Origin of the sequence: Kitasatospora sp. NPDC059673 (genome assembly GCF_042734215.1) — a bacterium.
GTDB lineage: Bacteria > Actinomycetota > Actinomycetes > Streptomycetales > Streptomycetaceae > Kitasatospora.
On record NZ_JBHWEN010000034.1, the window covers coordinates 43,205 to 63,742 of the forward strand.

General features: G+C 70.9%; 13 protein-coding genes. 8 read left to right on the forward strand and 5 right to left on the reverse strand.

Annotation, left to right across the window (positions count from 1 at the left end; genetic code table 11):
• Positions 1–29: 29 nt before the first annotated feature.
• Positions 30–974: a bifunctional riboflavin kinase/FAD synthetase gene (locus tag ACFV18_RS29635; RefSeq protein WP_380488317.1), complete on the forward strand. Its 945-nt coding sequence runs from the start codon at positions 30–32 to the stop codon at positions 972–974.
• 61 nt (positions 975–1,035) lie between these two features.
• Here the strand turns inward: ACFV18_RS29635 and ACFV18_RS29640 are convergent, their stop codons facing one another.
• The 3 genes from ACFV18_RS29640 to eccE form a co-directional block, all read right to left on the reverse strand.
• Positions 1,036–3,090, reverse strand: a complete 2,055-nt coding sequence (locus tag ACFV18_RS29640; RefSeq protein WP_380488318.1) for a MinD/ParA family protein — start codon at positions 3,088–3,090, stop codon at positions 1,036–1,038.
• Positions 3,091–3,300: 210 nt separating this feature from the next.
• The gene (locus ACFV18_RS29645; protein ID WP_380488319.1) at positions 3,301–4,059 is read right to left on the reverse strand and encodes a hypothetical protein; all 759 of its coding nucleotides are present in this window, start codon (positions 4,057–4,059) and stop codon (positions 3,301–3,303) included.
• Complete coding sequence (gene eccE / locus ACFV18_RS29650) at positions 4,059–5,444, reverse strand: type VII secretion protein EccE (RefSeq protein ID WP_380488320.1); 1,386 nt, start codon at positions 5,442–5,444, stop codon at positions 4,059–4,061. The genes ACFV18_RS29645 and eccE overlap by 1 nt, the downstream gene beginning before the upstream one ends.
• Positions 5,445–5,697: 253 nt before the next feature.
• Here eccE and eccB point away from each other — a divergent pair, with 253 nt between their 5' ends.
• From eccB to mycP, 4 genes are all read left to right on the forward strand, one after another.
• Positions 5,698–7,272, forward strand: a complete 1,575-nt coding sequence (gene eccB, locus ACFV18_RS29655) for a type VII secretion protein EccB (RefSeq protein ID WP_380488321.1) — start codon at positions 5,698–5,700, stop codon at positions 7,270–7,272.
• Between the two features lie 182 nt (positions 7,273–7,454).
• On the forward strand, positions 7,455–7,754 hold the full coding sequence (locus tag ACFV18_RS29660; protein ID WP_380488322.1) for a WXG100 family type VII secretion target: 300 nt from the start codon (positions 7,455–7,457) through the stop codon (positions 7,752–7,754).
• Positions 7,755–7,825: 71 nt separating this feature from the next.
• Positions 7,826–8,110: a WXG100 family type VII secretion target gene (locus ACFV18_RS29665; protein WP_380488323.1), complete on the forward strand. Its 285-nt coding sequence runs from the start codon at positions 7,826–7,828 to the stop codon at positions 8,108–8,110.
• Between the two features lie 131 nt (positions 8,111–8,241).
• On the forward strand, positions 8,242–9,549 hold the full coding sequence (gene mycP, locus ACFV18_RS29670) for a type VII secretion-associated serine protease mycosin (RefSeq protein WP_380488324.1): 1,308 nt from the start codon (positions 8,242–8,244) through the stop codon (positions 9,547–9,549).
• A gap of 96 nt (positions 9,550–9,645) precedes the next feature.
• Here the strand turns inward: mycP and ACFV18_RS29675 are convergent, their stop codons facing one another.
• Positions 9,646–11,055 carry an APC family permease gene (locus tag ACFV18_RS29675; RefSeq protein ID WP_380488325.1) on the reverse strand — a complete coding sequence of 470 codons (1,410 nt, stop codon included), beginning with the start codon at positions 11,053–11,055 and terminating at the stop codon, positions 9,646–9,648.
• Positions 11,056–11,525: 470 nt separating this feature from the next.
• Positions 11,526–15,485: a type VII secretion protein EccCa gene (gene eccCa, locus ACFV18_RS29680; RefSeq protein WP_380488326.1), complete on the reverse strand. Its 3,960-nt coding sequence runs from the start codon at positions 15,483–15,485 to the stop codon at positions 11,526–11,528.
• A 587-nt stretch (positions 15,486–16,072) separates the two neighbouring features.
• On the opposite strand from eccCa, the gene eccD reads away from it, so the two are divergent.
• From eccD to ACFV18_RS29695, 3 genes are all read left to right on the forward strand, one after another.
• Positions 16,073–17,539, forward strand: a complete 1,467-nt coding sequence (gene eccD / locus ACFV18_RS29685) for a type VII secretion integral membrane protein EccD (RefSeq protein WP_380488327.1) — start codon at positions 16,073–16,075, stop codon at positions 17,537–17,539.
• Between the two features lie 88 nt (positions 17,540–17,627).
• Positions 17,628–17,918, forward strand: a complete 291-nt coding sequence (rpsO, locus tag ACFV18_RS29690) for a 30S ribosomal protein S15 (protein WP_030462697.1) — start codon at positions 17,628–17,630, stop codon at positions 17,916–17,918.
• A gap of 375 nt (positions 17,919–18,293) precedes the next feature.
• Entirely contained in the window at positions 18,294–20,504 is a 2,211-nt protein-coding gene (locus tag ACFV18_RS29695) for a polyribonucleotide nucleotidyltransferase (RefSeq protein ID WP_380488328.1), read from the forward strand.
• Positions 20,505–20,538: the final 34 nt, after the last annotated feature.

A 20,538-nucleotide genomic window follows, 5' to 3' on the forward strand; every position in this document is an offset into this window, starting at 1 on the left:
TGCACACCGTAGGAACAAGGAGCGGTCAGGTGCAGCGCTGGCACGGCCTGGAGGAGATCCCAGGGGACTGGGGGCGCAGCGTCGTCACCATCGGATCGTTCGACGGGGTCCACCGCGGACACCAGCTGATCATCAATCGGGTGGTCGAGCTGGCCGGGGAGCTGGGGGCGAGGTCGGTCGTCGTCACCTTCGACCCGCACCCCAGCGAGGTGGTCCGCCCGGGCAGCCACCCGCCGCTGCTCGCCCCGCAGCACCGGCGGGCCGAACTGATCGAGCAACTCGGCGTGGACGCCGTGCTGGTGCTGCCGTTCACCGCCGAGTTCTCCCAGGAGTCGCCGGAGTACTTCGTGCGCTCGGTGCTGGTCGACGCGCTGCGCGCGAAGGCCGTGGTCGAAGGCCCCAACTTCCGCTTCGGGCACCGCGCGGCGGGCAATGTGGAACTGCTCGCCGAGCTCGGCCGGGCCGACGACTTCGCGGTCGAGGTGCTCGACCTGCAGGTGCGCGGCGCCGCCGGCGACGGCGAGCCGTTCTCGTCCAGCCTGTGCCGCCGCCTGGTCGCGGCCGGCGACATGGCGGGCGTCGCCGAGGTCCTCGGCCGCCCGCACCGGGTCGAGGGCGTGGTCGTCCGGGGCGCCCAGCGCGGCCGCGAACTCGGCTACCCCACCGCCAACGTGGACACCGTCCCGTACTCGGCGATCCCCACCGACGGCGTGTACGCGGGCTGGCTGATCGCCGACGACGAGACCATGCCCGCCGCGATCTCGGTCGGCACCAACCCGACCTTCGACGGCACCACCCGCACCGTCGAGGCCTACGCCATCGACCGGGTCGGCCTCGACCTGTACGGCAAGCACGTCGCCGTCGACTTCCTCGCCTGGCTGCGCGGCATGGAGAAGTTCGACTCCATCGACGCCCTGCTGGAGCGGATGGCCGAGGACGTCAAGCGCGCCCGGGACCTCACCGAGCGCCCCTGACCGGCGCCCACGCGAAAGCCCCCCGCGAAGAACTCCTCGCGGGGGGCTTTCCGATGTGCGCTCAGCCGTGCTGCGGCGGCGGGTACCCGTAGCCCGGCGGCGGGGCCTCCTGCGGCGGCGGGTAGCCGTAGCCGGGCACCGGCGGACCCTGCGGCGGGTAACCGCCGGGCTGCTGCTGCGGGTACGGCTGCTGCGGCGGCTGCTGCTGCCACGGCTGCCCGGGCGCCGGGTAGCCGCCCTGCTGCGGCGGGTACTGCTGCGGGTACGGCTGCTGCTGCGGCGGGACGCCCTGCTGCTGGCCCTGCCAGCCGCCCTGCTGCTGTTGCTGCTGTGCCTGCCAGCCGCCCTGCTGCTGGGCCCGCGCGATGTCCTCGCCGACCAGCGCCGCCAGCTCGAAGTAGGCGTCCCGGACCTTGGGCCGCATCATCGCCAGGTTGACCTCGGCGCCGGCCGCGAGGCTCTCGTCGAACGGCACCACCACGACGCCGCGGCAGCGGGTCTGGAAGTGCGCCACGATGTCCTCGATCTTGATCATCTTGCTGGTCTCGCGCACCCCGGAGACCACCGTGATCGACCGCTGCACCAGATCCGCGTAGCCGTGCGCGGACAGCCAGTCCAGCGTGGTGGAGGCGCTGGACGCGCCGTCCACGCTGGGCGTGGCGACCACGATCAGCTGGTCCGCCAGGTCCAGCACACCGCGCATCGCCGAGTACAGCAGACCGGTGCCCGAGTCGGTCAGGATGATCGGGTAGTGCTGCCCGAGCACCTGGATGACCTGGCGGTAGTCCGAGTCGTCGAAGGTGGTGGAGACCGCCGGGTCCACGTCGTTGGCGACGATCTCCAGGCCCGAGTTCGGGTCCTGCGAGGTGAACTGACGGATGTCCATGTAGCTGCGCACGTGCGGGATCGCCGTCACCAGGTCGCGGATGGTCGCCCCGGTCTGCCGCTTGATGCGGCGGCCCAGGGTGCCCGCGTCCGGGTTCGCGTCGATCGCGATGACCTTGTCCTGCCGCTCACTGGCCAGCGTCGCGCCCAGCGAGGTGGTGGTCGTGGTCTTGCCGACGCCGCCCTTGAGGCTGATCACCGCGATCCGGTAGCAGGTCATCACCGGATGCCGGATCAGCTCCAGCTTCTGCTGCTTGCCGGCCTGCGCCGACTTGCCGCCGAACTGGAACCGCGACTGCTTCTGCACCTTCGGCTGACCGCGCAGCAGCCGGTCCGAGGAGAGCTCCACCGCCGCCGTGTAGCCCAGCGCGGCGCCGTGCGCCGCCTGCTGCGGACCCGGCTGCTGGAACTGGGCCGGCGCCTGCGGAGCGTTCGGGCCCGAATGCTGCTGGTACGCCGGACCCGGTCCGGCCTGCGGTCCGGCCTGCGGCCAGCCGCCCGCCCGCGGATCCACCGGCGGCTGCCCGCCCCACTGCTGCGGCTGGCCCTGCTGCGGGTACGGCTGCTGCTGCTGGACGGGCGGCTGCTGGCCCTGCTGCGGGTAAGGCTGCTGCTGCGGCGGCTGGTTGGGCCACTGCTGCTGCGGCGGCTGCTGCACCGGCGGCTGCTGGCCCCACTGCTGCGGCTGGCCCTGCTGCGGGTACGGCGGCGGCTGCTGCTGGACGGGCGGCTGCGGGGCCTCCTGCACCGGCGCCGCCGCCGCGAGCTCCACCGGCGGAGCGACGGGCACGCCCTGCCCGTCGGTGGCCGGCCCGGCGTGCTGCTCGGCGCCCGGCGCGGGCGGCTGCGGAGCGGCCACCGGCGCACCGGCCACCGGCGCACCGGCCACCGGCGCACCGGCCACCGGCGCACCCGCCACCGGCTCGGCCGGCGGAACCTGCGCCTGCACGGGCTGCGGCTGTACGGGCTGCTGCGGCTGCTCGGACGCTACCGGAGGCTGCGGCGCAGCCTGCTGGACCTCGGGCTGCACCGGCTGCGGCGGCTGCTGGACCGGCGGTTGCTGCACCGGCTGCTGCTGGGCAGGCTGCTGCTGGGCAGGCGGCTGGGCCGGCCCGGGAGCGGCGCTCTGGGTGTACCAGGACGGAGCGGTGTAGTCCGGGGCATCGGGCCAGTCATCGTCGTCCTCGGCCGCGTTGTCGCCGACGTAGACGCCGTCCCGATCGCTGCTCACTGGGGCTCCCTCGTTCTCGCCGACATCACTTCGGCGGTTGCCTTCGGGCAACAAGACTAGGCCGTGCGGACCGGTCCGCTGAAGGCGGAGGCCGATCTGACGGCAGATCGGAGCGGGGCGGCCGACCGGTCCGTCCCTCGGGGAACACCGTCCCCTTCGGACGCACCGGCCGGCCGGCCCGCGCGACGCGGCCCGCCCGGCCGCGCCGCTTCAGTCCATGCGGCGCGGGCCGCCCAGCACCTGGGTCTCGGCCTCGCCCGGATTGGTCATCACGTACTGACGGCGCATCCGGGTCGCCCACAGGGTGATGTGGTCGGGCATCGTCGGCAGCGTGTTCACATCGCCCGGCGACAGCGACAGCAGACGGCCCACCAGCTCCGACTCCTGCGGCGAGATCCGCTGCAGGCCCACCAGGTCGGCGGCATTCAGCACCCGGGACGCGTTCGGGCCCAGGTACGGCAGCACCGTCAGCGTGGTCTGCCACGGAGAGGCCGACAGCCGACTGCGCGAGGGCCGCGCACCCAGGTCCCGAACCACCAGGACGGGTGACGCCACCGACGCGCCCTGCGCCCCCAGACGACCCACCTGGTGGATCGTCACACACGGCTGCCCGCCGCCCGCGGCCTGCGCCATCGGCGCCCACGCCTGCGGACGGCCGGTCTCCACCGCGACCCGGGCACCGGTGGCGGCGGCGCGCAGCGCGATCAGCTGCGCCGTCCACATGCCGCCGACCAGCACCACGTCGTACTGCGTCGGCCGGAACAGGCCGATCACGGCGGGCCGTTGCTGCTGGTCCAGGCCGATCACCACGCCGTCGTCGCCGACCGGGAAGGCCAGCGCCGCCAGGTCGTCGACGGTCAGCACGTGCTTCTCCCGGCGCGGACCGCGCAGGCCGTAGCCGGGACGGACCCGCACCCGGTTCTGCTCCGCGGGCTGCGGGGCCTGGCCGCCATAGGTCTGATAGGCCATCAGGAAGTCCCTCCCAGGGGCAGCGTGGCGAGCAGGCCCGGGCCGTGCTCCTGGTCGAGACGGGTCAGCGCGGTGCCGGCGTGCTGGGCGCGGGACTCCACCAGGCGGCCCACCTGGGCGACCTCGCTCTCGCTGCGCCCGGTCAGCCGGACGTGCCCGCTGAGCGCCACCGAGCCGCCCATCGCGCGGGTCGCGGTGATCGAGAAGGTGGAGGCGAACGCCGGGGTGCTGGTCAGCTGGTTGACCAGGTCGGGGGCGGCGACCCGGCCGCCGCCCGCGTTCGGACGGGACAGCTCCGGCCACTTGGAGATCCAGTAGGTGGCGTGCCAGCGGTCGTCGATCCGGCAGAACTTCGCGGACTCCTGGGCCCGCCGCACGCCGACCCCGCCGCCGCCGGAGCCCTGACGGCCCGCCACCGCCACCGGGTTGGCGCACACCGAGATGGCCAGCGCGGCGATCAGCTCACGCTCGTCCAGGACGGTCGCGGTGAAGCCGGCGCTGTTCAGCCGCCCGGCGAGCTGGTCGGTGACCCGCTGGAGCGCCTTGCGGGCGCCCTCCTCGCCGCCGCCGCGGGCCAGCACGGCGGTGGAGGCGTGCTCCGGGTCGAGCTTGATGGCGATCCACGTCAACCGCAGCGCAGGAGTGTTCACTCCTCCGGGAGCCTGCTGGTAGGCGCGCGCGGCCAGCGAGTGCTCCGGCAGGTGCGGCGCGGGCGCCGGCTGGGTGTGCTGGATCAGCTGCACCGACTCCAGCGGAATGTCGTCGACCTGCAGGACCGAACAGATCAGGTCCAGCGGCAGCGAGGACTCGGGGGTCCGGCCCGGGCGCAGCGGCTGGTCCTTGGACTGCACCAGCAGCACCGAGGTGAAGAAGGTGCCGTCGCCGACCATGCCGGTCTCGCGGCGCAGCGGCCGCCCGTCACCGAGGTCGGTCTCGATGGCGTGGGTGCAGGTGCGCAGCGCCGGTTCCAGCTCCATCATCGGCGCCAGCGCCGGGTCGGTGCCGGGCGGCGGGACGTTGTACTTCGCTTCCTTGCGACGGGAGTTGAACGCGGAGCGGACCCCCATCGCCTCGCCCATGGTGCGGCCGCCGAGGCGCAGCACCGCCACCACGACGAGGATCACCGCGGGCACCGCGAGAACCGCGGCCATCAGCTTGCTGATCGACCAGCCGACCGCCACCAGGGCGACGGCGACCTCGAGTTGGACGATTTGCTTGAGTTCCAGGCGGCGGGCGAGCAGCCCGGGCCTGGGCAGCAGCCGCAGGCCGACCGGCCCGGTGGGCGCCGCGGCCGGAGCGGTACGCGCCCGCCGGCCGCCCTGGGCGTCCGGCCTCCGGCCGTGCGTGCTGGAGCGTCGTCGTGCTGGAGCGGACTGGCTTGGCATCCCCCGAATTGCCCTCTCTGCTTCAGATGTGCCGTCAGATCCCCGTGCGGCTGCGGCCATCAGGGCCGGGCCGCGGGCCGGGTCGACGGCCCGGATGGCGGACCGTCGGAGCCTACCCGTTACCGTACTCACCGTCTGCTGTCGCATCGTAGAGGGTTGACCGCTCCGGACGCCCGTCGGGTGGCAGACTCGCGCACAGCACAAACGCGTTGACACCCGCAGGTCGGGTCACACAGGGGAGACGGGGACGAGCATGGCATCACGCCGGGACGAGCTGAACGCCTACACCTTCGCCCGCAAGCGGATGGTGGGGGCTTTCCTGCAGCCGGGGGGCGGCGGCAATGACGAGGACGCGCCGCGTCCGATCCGTGCGATTCTGCCGAGCTTCGTGATCGGGGCCGTGGTCGTCGCCGGCTTCGGCATGTGGGGCGTCATCAAGCCCAGCGCGCCGCCGAACTGGGACAACGGCAAGTACATCCTGCAGGGCAAGACGTCCACCACCCGGTACGTGATCCTGACGGACCAGAAGAGCGGCAAGCCGATGCTGCACCAGGTGCTGAACATGTCCTCGGCCCGCCTGGTGCTGTCCGAGGGCGCCACCGTGCAGACGGTCGCCGACGACGTGCTGGACAAGTACCCGCGGCGCGGTCCCGCCATCGGCATCCCGTACGCGCCGGACAAGTTGCCGAAGAGCGACGACGCGGGCAGCGCGAAGCTGTGGTCGGTGTGCGACAAGCAGGGCAAGGACAACCTGTCGTCCTCGGTCGCCCAGTCGGTGTTCATCGCGGCCGGGGCGGACGCCAAGACCCTTCAGGCGGAGCGGAAGCTCGGTGACGGTCAGGCGCTGTTCGTTCAGGGGCCGGACGAGCAGGGCACCACGGGGTCGAAGTTCCTGGTCGACGGCAACGGGTTGAAGCACGCGGTCGGCCGGGAGGACACCAGCGACACCGACAAGGCCGCCATGGTGACGGCCCTGTTCGGCCCGGACGCGAAGCCCCAGCGCGTCACCAAGGAATGGCTGGCGACCCTGGAGTACGGCGAGCCGGTGAAGTTCTTCCGGTTCGACAACGTCATCGCCAAGCAGTCCCAGTCCTCCACCGTGGACCTGTCGCAGGCCCCGGAGAAGAAGGTCGGCCGGGTGCTGAAGTTCGAGGACAAGTACTACGCGGTCGGCCCGGACAAGCTGTACCAGGTCAGCGAGTTCCAGGCGAACCTGATCCGCCTCGACCCGAACACGCAGGCCGCGGCGTACGGCGGCGCGACGCCGACCATCGCGGAGCTCGGCGCGGGCGACTACAGCAAGCTCCAGCCGACGATCTCCAAGAAGTGGCTGGACGACGCCAAGGACCTGCCCACCCGCAAGTCCCCGGCGGTCAACCTCGGCGACAAGGACGCCCGCACGGTGGTCTGCTCGACCTTCAACGGCTACGAGGGCGACCAGATCAAGCGCTCGGTGTGGGCCGGAACCACCTACCCGGCGGACATCAGCTCGGACGCGGCCAGCGCGCACGTGACGCCCGGTCACGGTCTGCTGTACCGCTCGCTGGACGGCCGCAGCAAGCCGAGCGACGGCGGCACCGGCACCGGCTACCTGATCACCGACTCCGGCCTGCGCTACACGCTGCCCGCCAACAACGACGGCGGCAACGGCACGGCGAGCCCCAGTGCGAACCCGCAGGGCGGCGACAAGAAGGGCACCAACGAGGCGCAGGCGCGGCTGGGCTTCAAGTCCGTCAACCCGCAGTTCGTGCCCGACTTCTGGTCGAAGCTGGTGCCGGCCGGTCCGGTGCTCAACACCAACACTGCACTTCAGCCTCAGAACGCCTGACGAATCGTCAACGCCGGTGCGGGAGTTCAGTGTCATGGTCTGGTAACTACCTGCGACCCGGTGTTGGGCCGAGGGCACTTGGCCGTTACAGTGCTACAGAGCACCACACCACGTGGTGCCCGTGCGGGCGTTCGCCACAGGGGCGCCCGGACGGAAGTCTGTCTCATGGGGGACGGTGGATCATGGCAGGTCAGTTCACGATGACCGCGGAGGAAATGACCTCCTTCGCGAACCGCATCGGCGAGGTCAACCAGCAGGTGCAGGCCGAGATCGGTCGCCTGAACAACCTGGTCTCCGAGATCTCCTCGGGCTGGCAGGGCGCGGCCGCGACTGCGTACAAGCAGATGCAGGAGCGGACCAACGACGACGCCAACGCGCTCAACAAGGTGCTCGACGAGATCCGTCAGGCGATCGAGGCGACCACCAAGGCGTACTCGATGACCGAAGAAGAGCAGCGTGCTGCCGTCGGTGGCATCGGCTGACGCCGAGCCGGTAACCGTCACACCGCGCCCTTACGGGGGCGCGCCGTGCATCCATCGACAAGGAGACAAGCATGTCCATTCTCGTCAATTTCCAGACCCTGCAGAACGCCAGCTCCGAGGTGCGCCAGACCGCTTCCCGCATCCAGTCGCAGCTTGACGACCTGAAGTCGGGCGTCACCCGCGTCGCCTCCTCCTGGCAGGGTGCGGCCCAGGAGGGCTACCAGGCCCGCCAGGCGCAGTGGGACGCCAAGGCTGCCGACCTGCAGCAGGTGCTCGGCCAGATCGCGACCGCGCTGGACAACGCGGCGCAGAGCTACCAGCAGACCGAGAACCAGAACCAGTCGCTCTGGTCCTGACTGTTCCCTCTCGGGACTCTGCGCGGTAAGCGCTCTTCACAAGGGCGGGCGTCCCACGGGGCGCCCGCCCTTCGCGCGTTGCACGGGGCACGCGCCGAACACGGGTGGAAGCAATGAGGGGTGGACTTCAGGTGTCGTCAGGATCGTTGCGCCGGGCCGGCGCGGTGCTGCTGGTGCTCGGGGTGGTCGGCACCACGGCCGCCGGCCCCGCCTACGCCGAGCCCTCGCCCGCGGCCTCCGGGGGAGCCGGGTTCCGAGCGCCGGTGGCGATCGCGGCGGCCGGTGACTGCGCCCAGAAGGACGTCGAAGCGGTGCCCTGGTCGCTCCAGCGGGTCTTCCTGGACGAGCTGTGGGGCGTGGACAAGAACGGCAAGGCCCAGCACACCGGGGACGGCATCAGGGTCGCGGTGATCGACACCGGCGTGGACGTCAGCAACCCGCAACTGGGCGCCCCCGGCAAGGTGATCGACGGCGGCGACCTGCTCGGCGATTCGCAGCCGGCCGGTCAGCCGAAGCCGGAGGGCGGAGCCACCTCCGACAAGGTCGGGCACGGCACCAAGGTCGCAGGCATCATCGCCGCCGATCCGAGGCCCGGGGTCGGCTTCGTCGGCCTGGCCAAGGACGCGAAGATCATTTCGATCCGGCAGAACGATGCCGAGGGCCACGGCAGTGTGACCACGCTGATCGAGGCCATCAAGAAAGCGATGCAACTGAAGGCCGACGTCATCAACATCTCGCAGGACGTCCGGGTCGAGGTGGACCCGACCAAGCCCTCCGACGCGCCGGCGTTCGCCGAGGACCGTCAGTTGGAGGCGGTACTGAAGCAGGCCGACGAGGACGGGATCGTGGTGGTCGCGTCCTCCGGCAATGACGGCGCCGAAGGCCCCACCTACCCGGCCAAGTACGACACCGTGCTGTCCGTGGGCGCGTCCGACCGCAACAACGAGCGGGCCACGTTCTCGCAGTACGGCGACTTCGTCAAGGTGGTCGCGCCGGGCGTGGACATGCTCTCCACCGTCCCCGGGGGCGGACAGTGCACCGACAACGGCACCAGCTTCTCCGCGCCCTACGTCTCCGGCCTTGCCGCGGTGCTCAAGGGGATGCACAAGGACTGGACCCCCAAGCAGATCCGCACGGTGATCGAGCAGACTGCCCAGCGCACCGAGCACGGCCGCAACAAGTGGATCGGCTGGGGCGTGGTCGACCCGGTCAAGGCGGTCTCGTTCACGGGTACGCCCGAGTCGTCCCCGACCCCGGACGCCCCGACCAAGCTGGACACCGTTCCGCTGGTCGCGCAGCCGGCCGGCCTGGAGGAGACGCAGGCGGACCGGGACCGGCGGACCGGGACCTTCGTGCTCGGGGCGGGTGGCCTGCTGGTGGCGGGCCTGGCCGGCGGTGCGATCGTCGCCCGTGACATGGGCCGGCGCCGCCGCCACTGACCGTTCGGAACGACGTGAGGGGCCGTCCCCGGACAGGGGTCGGCCCCGCCGGTCGGGGGAAACCGGCGGGGCCGAGAGGGAGCGGTCCGCGGGGGGTCAGACCCGCTCGTCCTCGGGAAGGGTGATCACCCAGCGGGTCTCCTGACGGGGCCGCAGGTAGAACGCCCAGTACAGGCCGGCGGCGGCGGTGATGCCCAGAGTCCAGTAGAGGCCGGGGCCGTTGAGCTGGTAGAGCGTGTAGCCGAGGGCACCGATGACCAGGATCGGCAGCGCGGGCCACAGCGGCTGGCGCCAGGCGGGGGCGTGCTTGTGCTCGCCGCGGCGGGAGAACAGCGAGCCGACGGCGACCAGCAGGTACAGCGCGGCGACCGCGACACCGGTGATCTCGATCAGCAGGGACTGCGGCACGAAGCAGAGCACCGCGCCGGGGACGCCGACGGCCAGGGTGGAGACCCACGGGGCGCTGAACTTGTTGAGGGTGCCGAAGGCGTCGTTCACCGGCTGCGGCCAGGCCTTGTCGCGGCCGGAGGCGAACAGCACCCGGGAGTTCTGGATGACCATCACGATGCCGGCGTTGATGATCGCCAGCGCGATGCAGAGGCTGATGAAGGTGCCGACGCCGGTGTTGCTCCAGCCGATCACCAGCTGGGAGATGTTGCCCTCGGTCAGCGCGGTCAGGTCCGGCGCGCCCATGGTGATGGCGGCGACCGGGATGACGATGATGGCGACCGACAGGCCCAGCGTCCACAGCACGGTGCGGGCGACGTTCTTGCGCGGGTCCTCCAGCTCCTCGGAGAGGTAGATCGCGGTGGAGAAGCCCTGGGTGACGAACAGCGCGGTGCCCATCATGGCGATGATCACCGAGAGGCCCACGCCGGAGGTGGCACCGGCCGCGTCGGCGATGGTGCCGTGCAGCATGGTGTCCGCGCCGCGCTGGGTGTGGGTGAAGCCGAGGAAGGACACCACGGCGCAGGCGATGACCTCCAGCACCAGGAAGATGCCGGTGATCCAGGCGTTGGCGCGCAGGTCGAGCAGACCGGCGATGGTGGCCGCGATCATCACCACGGCGCCGGCGATCTTCGGGTCGACGTGGATGATCGGTTCCAGGTACTCGGCGGTGCCCATCGCGATGATCGACGGCACGATCATCACCACGATCAGCGACTGGACGAAGACCAGCCAGCCCGCGAACTTGCCCGCCAGAGTGCCGACCATGGCGTACTCGCCGCCCGCCGAGGGCACCAGGGTGCCGAGCTCGGAGTAGCAGAACGCCACCGCGATGCAGATCACCGTGCCGATGACGATGGCCATCAGGGTGTAGGTGCCGAGGCCCTGGAACAGCTCGGGGACGAGCACGAAGAGCGAGGACGCCGGGGTCACGCAGGAGAGCGTGAGCAGCGTGCCGCCCACGACGCCGAGCGATCGGGCGAGCTTCTTCGGGGCCTCCGTGCCGGTGGCGGCACCCGGGGCGGGGGCGGCTGCCTGCGGAGGGAGCGTGTCGGTCATGGGGCATCCGATCGGCTGTCGGCGGTCACTGGGGGAGGGAGCGGTATCGCCTCCGAAACACGTTCTCGCGGGTCTGGTTCTCCATCGCTCCCGATGCGCCAGGTTGCCTGGGTGAATTGGCCCCGTCAACGCGGGATCAGCTGCGGAATCCGTTGTCGTAAGCCGGGTTTTCCTACGGAACGCAGCCGAGTGGCCGGTTGGCTGCTTGTTTCCATTGAGGTAACTCCGATGAACCGCGCTTGAATCGAAGGTGAAGTGATCTGCGCAACTCAGATTCAAAGGCGCTGCGCCGGGGTGGCTGATGGCCCGAAATCCCAGGCGGTTCGGCCTTCGGAGTACGGGAACCGAAGGAGGTGGCGAAAAATCAGAAGATAACGTTATGGCACCGTTCGGACCTTGGGATGCCAAAGGGCCGGATCCCTTTCGGAACCCGGCCCCCTTGGTCACACTGCGTGACTCTCGCCCGTCGGCTACTGCAGGGTCGGCAGCCAACCGGTCTGCACCGTCTGGCCCGCCTGGATCCGGCGGGAGACGAACACACCACGGCCCTGCGGCAGCGGCTGCGGCTTGACCGTGCCCAGCAGCGCGCCCTCGCCCTTGTCACCGGAGAGGATCAGGCCCTGGCCGCCCAGCTCGCGCATGCGCTGCATCACCGGCTCGAACAGCGAACGGCCGGCGCCACCCGCGCTGCGGGCGACGATCAGACGCAGACCGATGTCGCGGGCGAACGGCAGGAACTCCGCCAGCGGCGCCATCGGGTTGCCCGACTGGGTGGCGACCAGCTCGTAGTCGTCCACGATCACGAACATGTCCTTGCCCTGGTACCAGCTGCGGTTGCGCAGCTGCTCCGGGGTGACGTCCGGACCGGGCAGACGACGCGAGCAGGCGCCGCGCAGCATCTCCACGATCGCCGACATGGCGGGCGCGGCGGCCGCGTACTCCACCAGGTACTCCGGCGGCACCACGCCCAGCAGCGAGCGGCGGAAGTCGCCGACCACGATGCCGGCCTGGTCCGGGGTGTACCGCTCGGTGATCTGCTTGATCAGCATGCGCAGCATCGCCGACTTGCCGGACTCGCTCTCGCCGAAGATGACGAACAGCGGGTCGTTCTCGAAGTTGACGAACACCGGCGCCAGCTCGACCTCGTCGACACCGAACGCGACACCCAGCTCGGGGTGCTCGAAGCCCTTGGGCAGCGAGTTGCCGTCCAGCACCGCCGGCAGCATGCGCACCTGCGGGGCGCGCGGGCCGGTCCAGGCCGCGTTGATCTGGCTGACCATGTCGGCGACACCGTCCACCAGGTCCTCGGTGGTGCCGGCGCCGTCGATGCGCGGCAGACCGGACAGGAAGTGCAACTGCTCGTGGGTCAGACCGCGGCCCGGGATCGACGGCACGTTCGCGGCGACCTTGCGGTTGATCTCCGACTCCATGGAGTCACCGAGCTTCAGCTCGACGCGGTTCTGCAGCTGGTCCTTCAGCGCCGGGCGGACCTCGGCGTAACGGGCCGCCGTGATCACCACGTGGACGCCGTAACCGAGACCTCGCTGGGCGATGTCCGCGATGACCGGCTCCAGGACCTCGAATTCCTGCTTGAAGATCAGCCAGCCGTCGATGAACAGGAACACGTCGCCGAACTGCTCGTCCGGCAGCTGCCCGTTGGCCCGGCGGGTGCGGTAGGTGGCGATGGTGTCGATGCCCTGGGAGCGGAACAGCTCCTCACGGCGGTTGAGCACCCCGTGCACCTCGCTGATCATGCGGCGGACCTTCTCGACGTCCAGTCGGCCCGCGACGCCGCCGACGTGCGGCAGGTCGGCCAGCGAGCCGAAACCGCCACCACCGAAGTCGAGCAGGTAGAACTGCGTCTCCACCGGGGTGTGGGTGACCGAGAAGCCCGCCACGATGGTGCGCACCATGGTGGACTTGCCGGACTGCGGACCGCCGACGATCAGGCCGTGGCCGGCCGCGCCCGAGTAGTTCAGGTACATCACGTCGCGGCGCTGGTCGCGCGGCTTGTCGACGATGCCGACCGGGACGATCAGGTTGCCCTGGTGGATGGACGCCGGGGTCAGACCGCGCTCCGGGCTGACCTGCAGCGGCTCCAGCAGGGTGTCCACCGACGGCGGCGCCTCCAGCGGGGGCAGCCACACCTGGTGGGCCGGCGGGCCCTGGCCGATCATGCGCTGGACGAACACGTCGAGCATGGTGTCCAGCAGCGCGTCGTCCTTCTCCTCCTCCTCCGACGGGTCGGGAAGGACCTCCTCCACCTCGGGCTCGATGATCTCGACCTCGGCGGCGGTGAACAGCACCGGCTGGGCGGTGACCACCCGGCCGCCGACCGCGCGCTGCTGGCCCGGCGGACGGTACTTGCCGGACACGTACGCGGCCCGGAAGCGCTCCATCACGTCGGAGCCGAACTTGAGGTAGCCCACGCCGGGGATCGGCGGCAGGTGGTAGGCGTCCGGCACACCGATCGCGGCCCGCGACTCGGCGGCCGAGAAGGTGCGCAGACCCAGCCGGTAGGACAGGAAGGTGTCCAGACCGCGGAGCTTGCCCTCCTCCAGTCGCTGCGAGGCCAGCAGCATGTGCATACCGAGCGAACGGCCGATCCGGCCGATCTGGATGAACAGGTCGATGAAGTCCGGCTTCGCGGTGAGCAGTTCGGAGAACTCATCGATGATCATCAGCAGCGAGGGCAGCGGGTCGAGCGGCGCGCCCGCGGTACGGGCCCGCTCGTACTCGTTGATGTTCGCGTAGTTGCCCGCCGCGCGCAGCAGCTCCTGGCGGCGGTTCATCTCACCCTCGATCGCGTCGCGCATGCGGTCGATCAGGGTGGCTTCGCCCTCCAGGTTGGTGATCACGGCCGCGGTGTGCGGCATCTCCGCCATACCGGCGAAGGTCGCACCACCCTTGAAGTCGGCGAGGACCAGGTTCAGCACCTCGGACGAGTGGGTGACCGCCAGCGCCAGCACGATGGTGCGCAGCACCTCGGACTTGCCGGAACCGGTCGCGCCGACGCACATGCCGTGCGGGCCCATGCCCTCCAGCGAGGCTTCCTTGATGTCCAGCCAGACGTACTCGCCGTTGCTGCCGACGCCCAGCGGGACGCGCAGCTTCTCGCGGATCGGCTTGGGACGCCAGTGCCGGGCCGGGTCGAAGGAGCCCGGGTCGCCGGTGTGCATCATCTCGGTGAAGTCCATCGACACCAGCGACGGGTCGCTGTCGTCGCCGCCCGCGGACGCCCGGAACGGCGCCAGCTGCCGCGACAGCGCCTCGGCCTGCCACCCCGACAGGGTGTCCGGCTTGCCGGGGTAGCTGGCGCCGGAGGCGGCCTCCAGCAGCAGCTCGTGCTTGCCGACGGTGATCACCAGGTGGCCGTTCGGCTCGTCCAGGTCACCCGGGACGACCTCGATCACGGTGACGCCCTGGACGCCCTCCGGACCGGCGATCACCGAGTCGACCGGCACCGAGGCGCCGTCCATGATGACCACCAGGTGCGGCTGGTCCGAACTTGGCGTGCTGTCCCGGGAGAAGCCCTTGCGGCCGGCCAGCTCGTTGGCCAGCAGCTCCTCCAACTCACCCAGCCCGGAAGCGATCAGACGGCGCGAACCGGCGCCGTCGCTCTCCTTGCGGTGCTGGGTGTGCGGCAGCCACTTCGCCCACTCCCACTCCTCCACCGCGCCGGGCGCGGCGGCCACCCCGATCATCAGGTCCTCGGGGGAGTGCAGGGTCGCCAACTGGGCCACCATCGCCCGGACGTTGCCGTACACCGAGTCCGGGTCGCCGCACACCGTGATGTGGTAGAAGGCGCGCAGCGACACCGCCAGCGGCAGGTCCTGCAGCGTGCCGTGGGTCTTGATGAAGGTGCCCATCGCCTCCGCGGCGAGCGGCTCCAGCTCGTCCATCGGGGCGGTCTGCGGCGCCACCAGCGGCGTCGACAACTGCAACGGGCCCAGGCCCACCCGGATCTGCGCGAAGTCCGGATCCGTCGGCCGGCGCTCCCACAGCCGGCGGCCCTCGGCCACGATCGACCACAGCTGGTCGGGTTCCGGGTGGGTGAACAGCAGTGCCCCGCGCTGACGTTCGGCCGTGCGACGCACCTCGCGGCGCTTCTGCTGCAGGTACTTCAGGTAGTCCCGGCGCTCGTCCGAGGTGGCCGCGCTACCGCCCTTGCGCGCCTTGACGATCTGCGCCACCGCCATCGCGGCGGTCGACGCGACCATCAGGACACCCATCATCTTCATCGGGCCCTGTGCGCCCGGCGAGAAGAAGAACGCCGCCGAACCGCCCATGCCGAGCAGCGGCAGCAGCGACATCATCCAGTCCTCGCCACCGCCCCGCGGCAGCTCCGGCGGCGGAACCAGCTCGACCGGCTCCTCCGACACCGGAGGCGGGAACGCCCGCGGCGGACGCTTGACCGTCACCGTACTCATGCGTTCACCTCGCTGGCGCTCGGTGAGCACTTCGTACACACGCGCCTCTTGATGGTGAGCTCGCTCCGCTCGCTCACGTGGTCACCCCGCCCCCAGCGGCAGCCGCAGCGCGCGACTCCCCGTCGTCAACGGTGCGCCCTCCCCGGGCACAGGGTCGGGGGCACCCCCATCGCTCGCTCACAATCCGCCCTCACGCATCTGGATACGTACGGTGAGGGCGCCCCGTGTGATGACGCCGCCCCCGCTCCGCCGAACCGCAGGCGCGCGGGGCTGTCGCGTTCGATCGCCGCCCCCGTACGCCGTGCGCAGGGGCCGATCCTACTGCGCTGGGCAAGCCGTTCGTCCACGGGGTCGCCCACCCGCAGGGTACTGATCCGGCGTCAACACACAACCCCCGGCGCTCCTGCGCACCGCCTCCATCCGCATGCGCCGCCCACACCTCCTCCACGCCCCCGACGCGGTGCACCCTTGCGCCGAGGGGGTAAGGTGACGCCGCGCCAACTCTCGTTCGGGCCGTGACAGTTCCGGAGCCGGTCGACGAGTGGTCAGCAGACTTGCCGACACAGCCAACGAGGGGGAGAGGGCCGGTGAGCACAAACGCTACGACCGGTTTCTGCCGGGTCACCGTGGTGGCACCGGACAGCCGGATCGACGTCGCCCTGCCGGAGGACGTCCCGCTCGCCGACATCTACCCGGAAGTGCTGCGGCTCTCCGGGCAGACCCAGGTGGACGGAACGCCGACCGGGTTCCATCTGGTGCGGCGGGACGGCACCGTGCTCGACAGCGGACTTCCGCTGGCGGCCCAACAGGTCCGCGACGGCGACCTGTTGAGCCTGCGCCCGTTCTCCGAGTCGCTGCCGCCGGCCGTCTACGACGACGTCGCCGACGCCATCGCCTCCGCGGTCGAGGCCGACCGCCGGTTCTGGAGCCCGGACCTGATGCGGGCCTTCGGCCTGATCGCCGGCACGGTGCTGCTCACCCTGCTGGCGTTCGCGCTGTGGTTCTCCGACCTGCGGCACAACATGTTCGGCCTGCCGGGCATCCTGGCCGGCGTCACCGCCGTCGTGCTGGTGACCTTCGCCGCCGTCCGCGCCCGGGTCTACGAGGACCACGTCGCCGCGCTCGCGCTCGGCCTCGGCGCGCTGCCGCACGCCATGCTGGCCGGCTCCGGCATCATCGACGTCCCGCACCTCGGCGACGGCCCCGGCCGGCTCCAGTTCCTGGTCGGCTGCGTCGCCGTGCTGGTGGTCGCCGTCCTGCTGGTCGGCCTGCTGCCGGAGAAGGACTCGGTGTTCGTCGCCGCCGCCTTCGTCGCCGCCGCCGGCACCCTGGCCACCTTCGCCGCCGTGCTGATGTCCGGCACCGCGATCACCGACATCGCCGCCGTCACCGGCGTCGCCGCGGTCGCCGCGATCGGCTTCCTGCCCGCGCTGTCCGCCCGGTTCGCCCGCCTGCCCGTCGGCTTCAGCGCCCCCGGCCAGGCCCGCACCCGCGGCACCGCCTACGGCGAGGAGAACACCAGCGCCGAGACCGTCCAGTACGAGCGGATCGCCGCCCAGGCCCGCCGCGGCCACGAGGTGCTGGTCGGCCTGGTCGGCGGCGCCGCCACCACCATCGTCGGCGCCTGCACCGTGCTCGGCTTCAGCGACCGCACCTGGGCCGAACTGCTGGCCCTGGCCATCGGCGTCACGACCATGCTGCGCGCCCGGCTGTTCCGCTACACCGCCCAGGTGTTCGCGCTCACCATCGCCGGCCTGGCCGGCCTGGCGCTGCTGATCCTGGGCCTCGCCCTGCACACCCCGATGCACCTGGCGATGGCCGCGGCCACCGGCGGCGGCGACGGCGGCGACCTGCGCACCGTGTGGCTGTCCACGTCCATCGCGGCCGGCGCCGCGATCATGATCGCGATCGCGCTGATCGTCCCCCGCTCCGGAGTGTCCCCGTTCTGGGGCCGCATCCTGGACATGGTCGACAGCCTGATGCTGATCGCCCTGGTGCCGCTGGCGCTGGCCGTGCTCAACATCTACAACGTGGTGCGCGGCGCGACCGGCTGAGCCGCGCTGGTATCGTTGATCCGTCCGAGTTCTGTCAGGTCCTGTGCCTTCGACCAGGACCGCTCGGCCAACACCGAAGGAGATGCCCGTGGCCCTCGCCGCTGACGTCAAGAAGCAGATCATCGCCGAGTTCGGCCAGAAGGAGGGCGACACCGGCTCTCCCGAGGTTCAGGTGGCCATGCTCTCCCGCCGCATCTCGGACCTGACCGAGCACCTGAAGTTCCACAAGCACGACCACCACTCGCGTCGTGGCCTGCTGATCCTGGTCGGCCAGCGCCGCCGCCTGCTGCAGTACCTGGCCAAGAAGGACATCGAGCGCTTCCGTACCCTGGTGGACCGCCTCGGCATCCGCCGCGGTGCCGCCGGCGGCGCCCGCTGACACCGCTCGTAGGGGCGGCTCCCCTCACCGGGGGAGCCGCCCCTCGGCGCTTTCCGCGCCACCTCGCGACCGCACCCCGCGAACAGCCCGGCCGTAAAGCCGCGCTCGATAGGGTGTGAATTTGTAAGGTAAAGGGCATGCCCGCCCTTGCGGGCCGACCAAGGCTTCAAACGGAAGCCGCCCGCACCGCAGGAGCGTCCACACGCCGACCGCCGCACGCCGAAAGGCGCCGGTCCTCGGTAGTGGCCGCCGGGACCCCCGACACGCGGGGACGGACCCGGTGGCTTCGATCGAAGACCGGCCCAACTGCCCGGGCCACGGCAGGCACGCGCAGGGGCGCTCCTGGGGAGACGTACGAAAGAGGAGATCTTCCAGGTGGAAGAGAACGTTTTCTACGCCGAGGCCGTCATCGACAACGGCAGCTTCGGCACCCGCACCATCCGCTTCGAGACCGGCCGCCTGGCCCGTCAGGCCGCCGGCTCCGCCGTGGCCTACCTGGACGACGACACCATGGTGCTGTCGGCCACCAGCGCCTCGAAGCAGCCCAAGGAGCACTTCGACTTCTTCCCGCTGACGGTGGACGTCGAGGAGCGGATGTACGCCGCCGGCCGCATCCCCGGCTCGTTCTTCCGCCGTGAGGGCCGGCCGTCCGAGGACGCGATCCTCACCTGCCGCCTGATCGACCGCCCGCTGCGCCCGTCCTTCGTCAAGGGCCTGCGCAACGAGGTCCAGGTCGTCGTCACCGTCATGGCGCTCAACCCCGACCACCTGTACGACGTGGTGGCCATCAACGCGGCCTCCGCCTCCACCCAGCTGGCCGGCCTGCCGTTCTCCGGCCCGATCGGCGGCGTCCGCGTCGCGCTGATCAAGGGCCAGTGGGTGGCCTTCCCGACCCACTCCGAGCTGGAGTCGGCCGTCTTCGACATGGTCGTCGCCGGTCGCGTCCTGCCGGACGGCGACGTCGCGATCATGATGGTCGAGGCCGAGGCCACCGACAAGACCATCAAGCTGGTCGAGGGCGGCGCCGAGGCCCCCACCGAGGAGGTCGTCGCCTCCGGCCTGGAGGCCGCGAAGCCGTTCATCAAGGTGCTGTGCGCCGCCCAGGCCCAGCTCGCCAAGCAGGCCGCCAAGCCGACCGGCGAGTTCCCGCGCTTCCTGGACTACCAGGACGACGTGCTGGCCGCGCTGACCGCCGCCGTCAAGGACGAGCTGGCCAAGGCGCTGACCATCGCCGGCAAGCAGGAGCGCCAGAACGAGCTGGACCGCATCAAGGCCGTCGCCGCCGACAAGCTGCTCCCGGAGTTCGAGGGCCGCGAGAAGGAGATCAGCGGCGCCTACAACGCGCTGACCAAGAAGATCGTCCGCGAGCGCGTCATCAAGGACAAGGTCCGCATCGACGGCCGCGGCGTCACCGACATCCGCACCCTGGCCGCCGAGGTCGAGGCCATCCCGCGGGTGCACGGCTCCGCCCTGTTCGAGCGCGGCGAGACCCAGATCCTGGGTGTCACCACGCTGAACATGCTGCGCATGGAGCAGCAGCTCGACACGCTCTCCCCGGAGACCCGTCGGCGCTACATGCACAACTACAACTTCCCGCCGTACTCGGTCGGTGAGACCGGCCGCGTCGGTTCGCCGAAGCGCCGCGAGATCGGCCACGGCGCCCTCGCCGAGCGCGCGATCCTCCCGGTCCTGCCGACCCGCGAGGAGTTCCCCTACGCGATCCGCCAGGTCTCCGAGGCGCTGGGCTCCAACGGCTCCACCTCGATGGGCTCGGTCTGCGCCTCCACCATGTCGCTGCTGAACGCCGGTGTGCCGCTGAAGGCCGCCGTCGCGGGCATCGCCATGGGTCTGATCTCGCAGGAGATCGACGGTGAGACCCACTACGTGACGCTCACCGACATCCTCGGCGCCGAGGACGCGTACGGCGACATGGACTTCAAGGTCGCCGGTACCCGCAACTTCATCACCGCCCTGCAGCTGGACACCAAGCTCGACGGCATCCCGGCCTCCGTGCTGGCCGCCGCGCTGAAGCAGGCCCGGGACGCCCGCCTGCACATCCTCGACGTGATGAACGAGGCCATCGACTCGCCCGACGAGATGTCCCCGAACGCGCCGCGGATCATCACCATCAAGATCCCGGTGGACAAGATCGGCGAGGTCATCGGCCCCAAGGGCAAGATGATCAACCAGATCCAGGAGGACACCGGCGCCGAGATCACCATCGAGGACGACGGCACCATCTACATCGGTGCCGCCGACGGCCCGGCCGCCGAGGCCGCCCGCTCGACGATCAACCAGATCGCCAACCCGACCATGCCGGAGGTCGGCGAGCGCTACCTGGGCACCGTGGTGAAGACCACCACCTTCGGCGCCTTCGTCTCGCTCATGCCGGGCAAGGACGGTCTGCTGCACATCTCGCAGATCCGCAAGCTGGCCGGCGGCAAGCGCGTCGAGAACGTCGAGGACGTGCTCGGCGTCGGCACCAAGGTGCAGGTCGAGATCGCCGAGATCGACCCGCGCGGCAAGCTGTCGCTGATCCCCGTCATCGAGGGCGAGGAGGGCGGCGAGGCCGCCGCCTCCGAGTGACACCCCGGTAACACCCTGCGGCCCGCACGCCCCG

Bases quoted from the DNA above. Each gene is read 5' to 3' on its own strand.
- ACFV18_RS29645 (WP_380488319.1), bottom strand. From the start codon at position 4,059: ATGGCCTATCAGACCTATGGCGGCCAGGCCCCGCAGCCCGCGGAGCAG.
- eccE (WP_380488320.1), bottom strand. From the start codon at position 5,444: ATGCCAAGCCAGTCCGCTCCAGCACGACGACGCTCCAGCACGCACGGC.
- eccB (WP_380488321.1), top strand. From the start codon at position 5,698: ATGGCATCACGCCGGGACGAGCTGAACGCCTACACCTTCGCCCGCAAG.
- ACFV18_RS29660 (WP_380488322.1), top strand. From the start codon at position 7,455: ATGGCAGGTCAGTTCACGATGACCGCGGAGGAAATGACCTCCTTCGCG.
- ACFV18_RS29665 (WP_380488323.1), top strand. From the start codon at position 7,826: ATGTCCATTCTCGTCAATTTCCAGACCCTGCAGAACGCCAGCTCCGAG.
- ACFV18_RS29675 (WP_380488325.1), bottom strand. From the start codon at position 11,055: ATGACCGACACGCTCCCTCCGCAGGCAGCCGCCCCCGCCCCGGGTGCC.
- eccCa (WP_380488326.1), bottom strand. From the start codon at position 15,485: ATGAGTACGGTGACGGTCAAGCGTCCGCCGCGGGCGTTCCCGCCTCCG.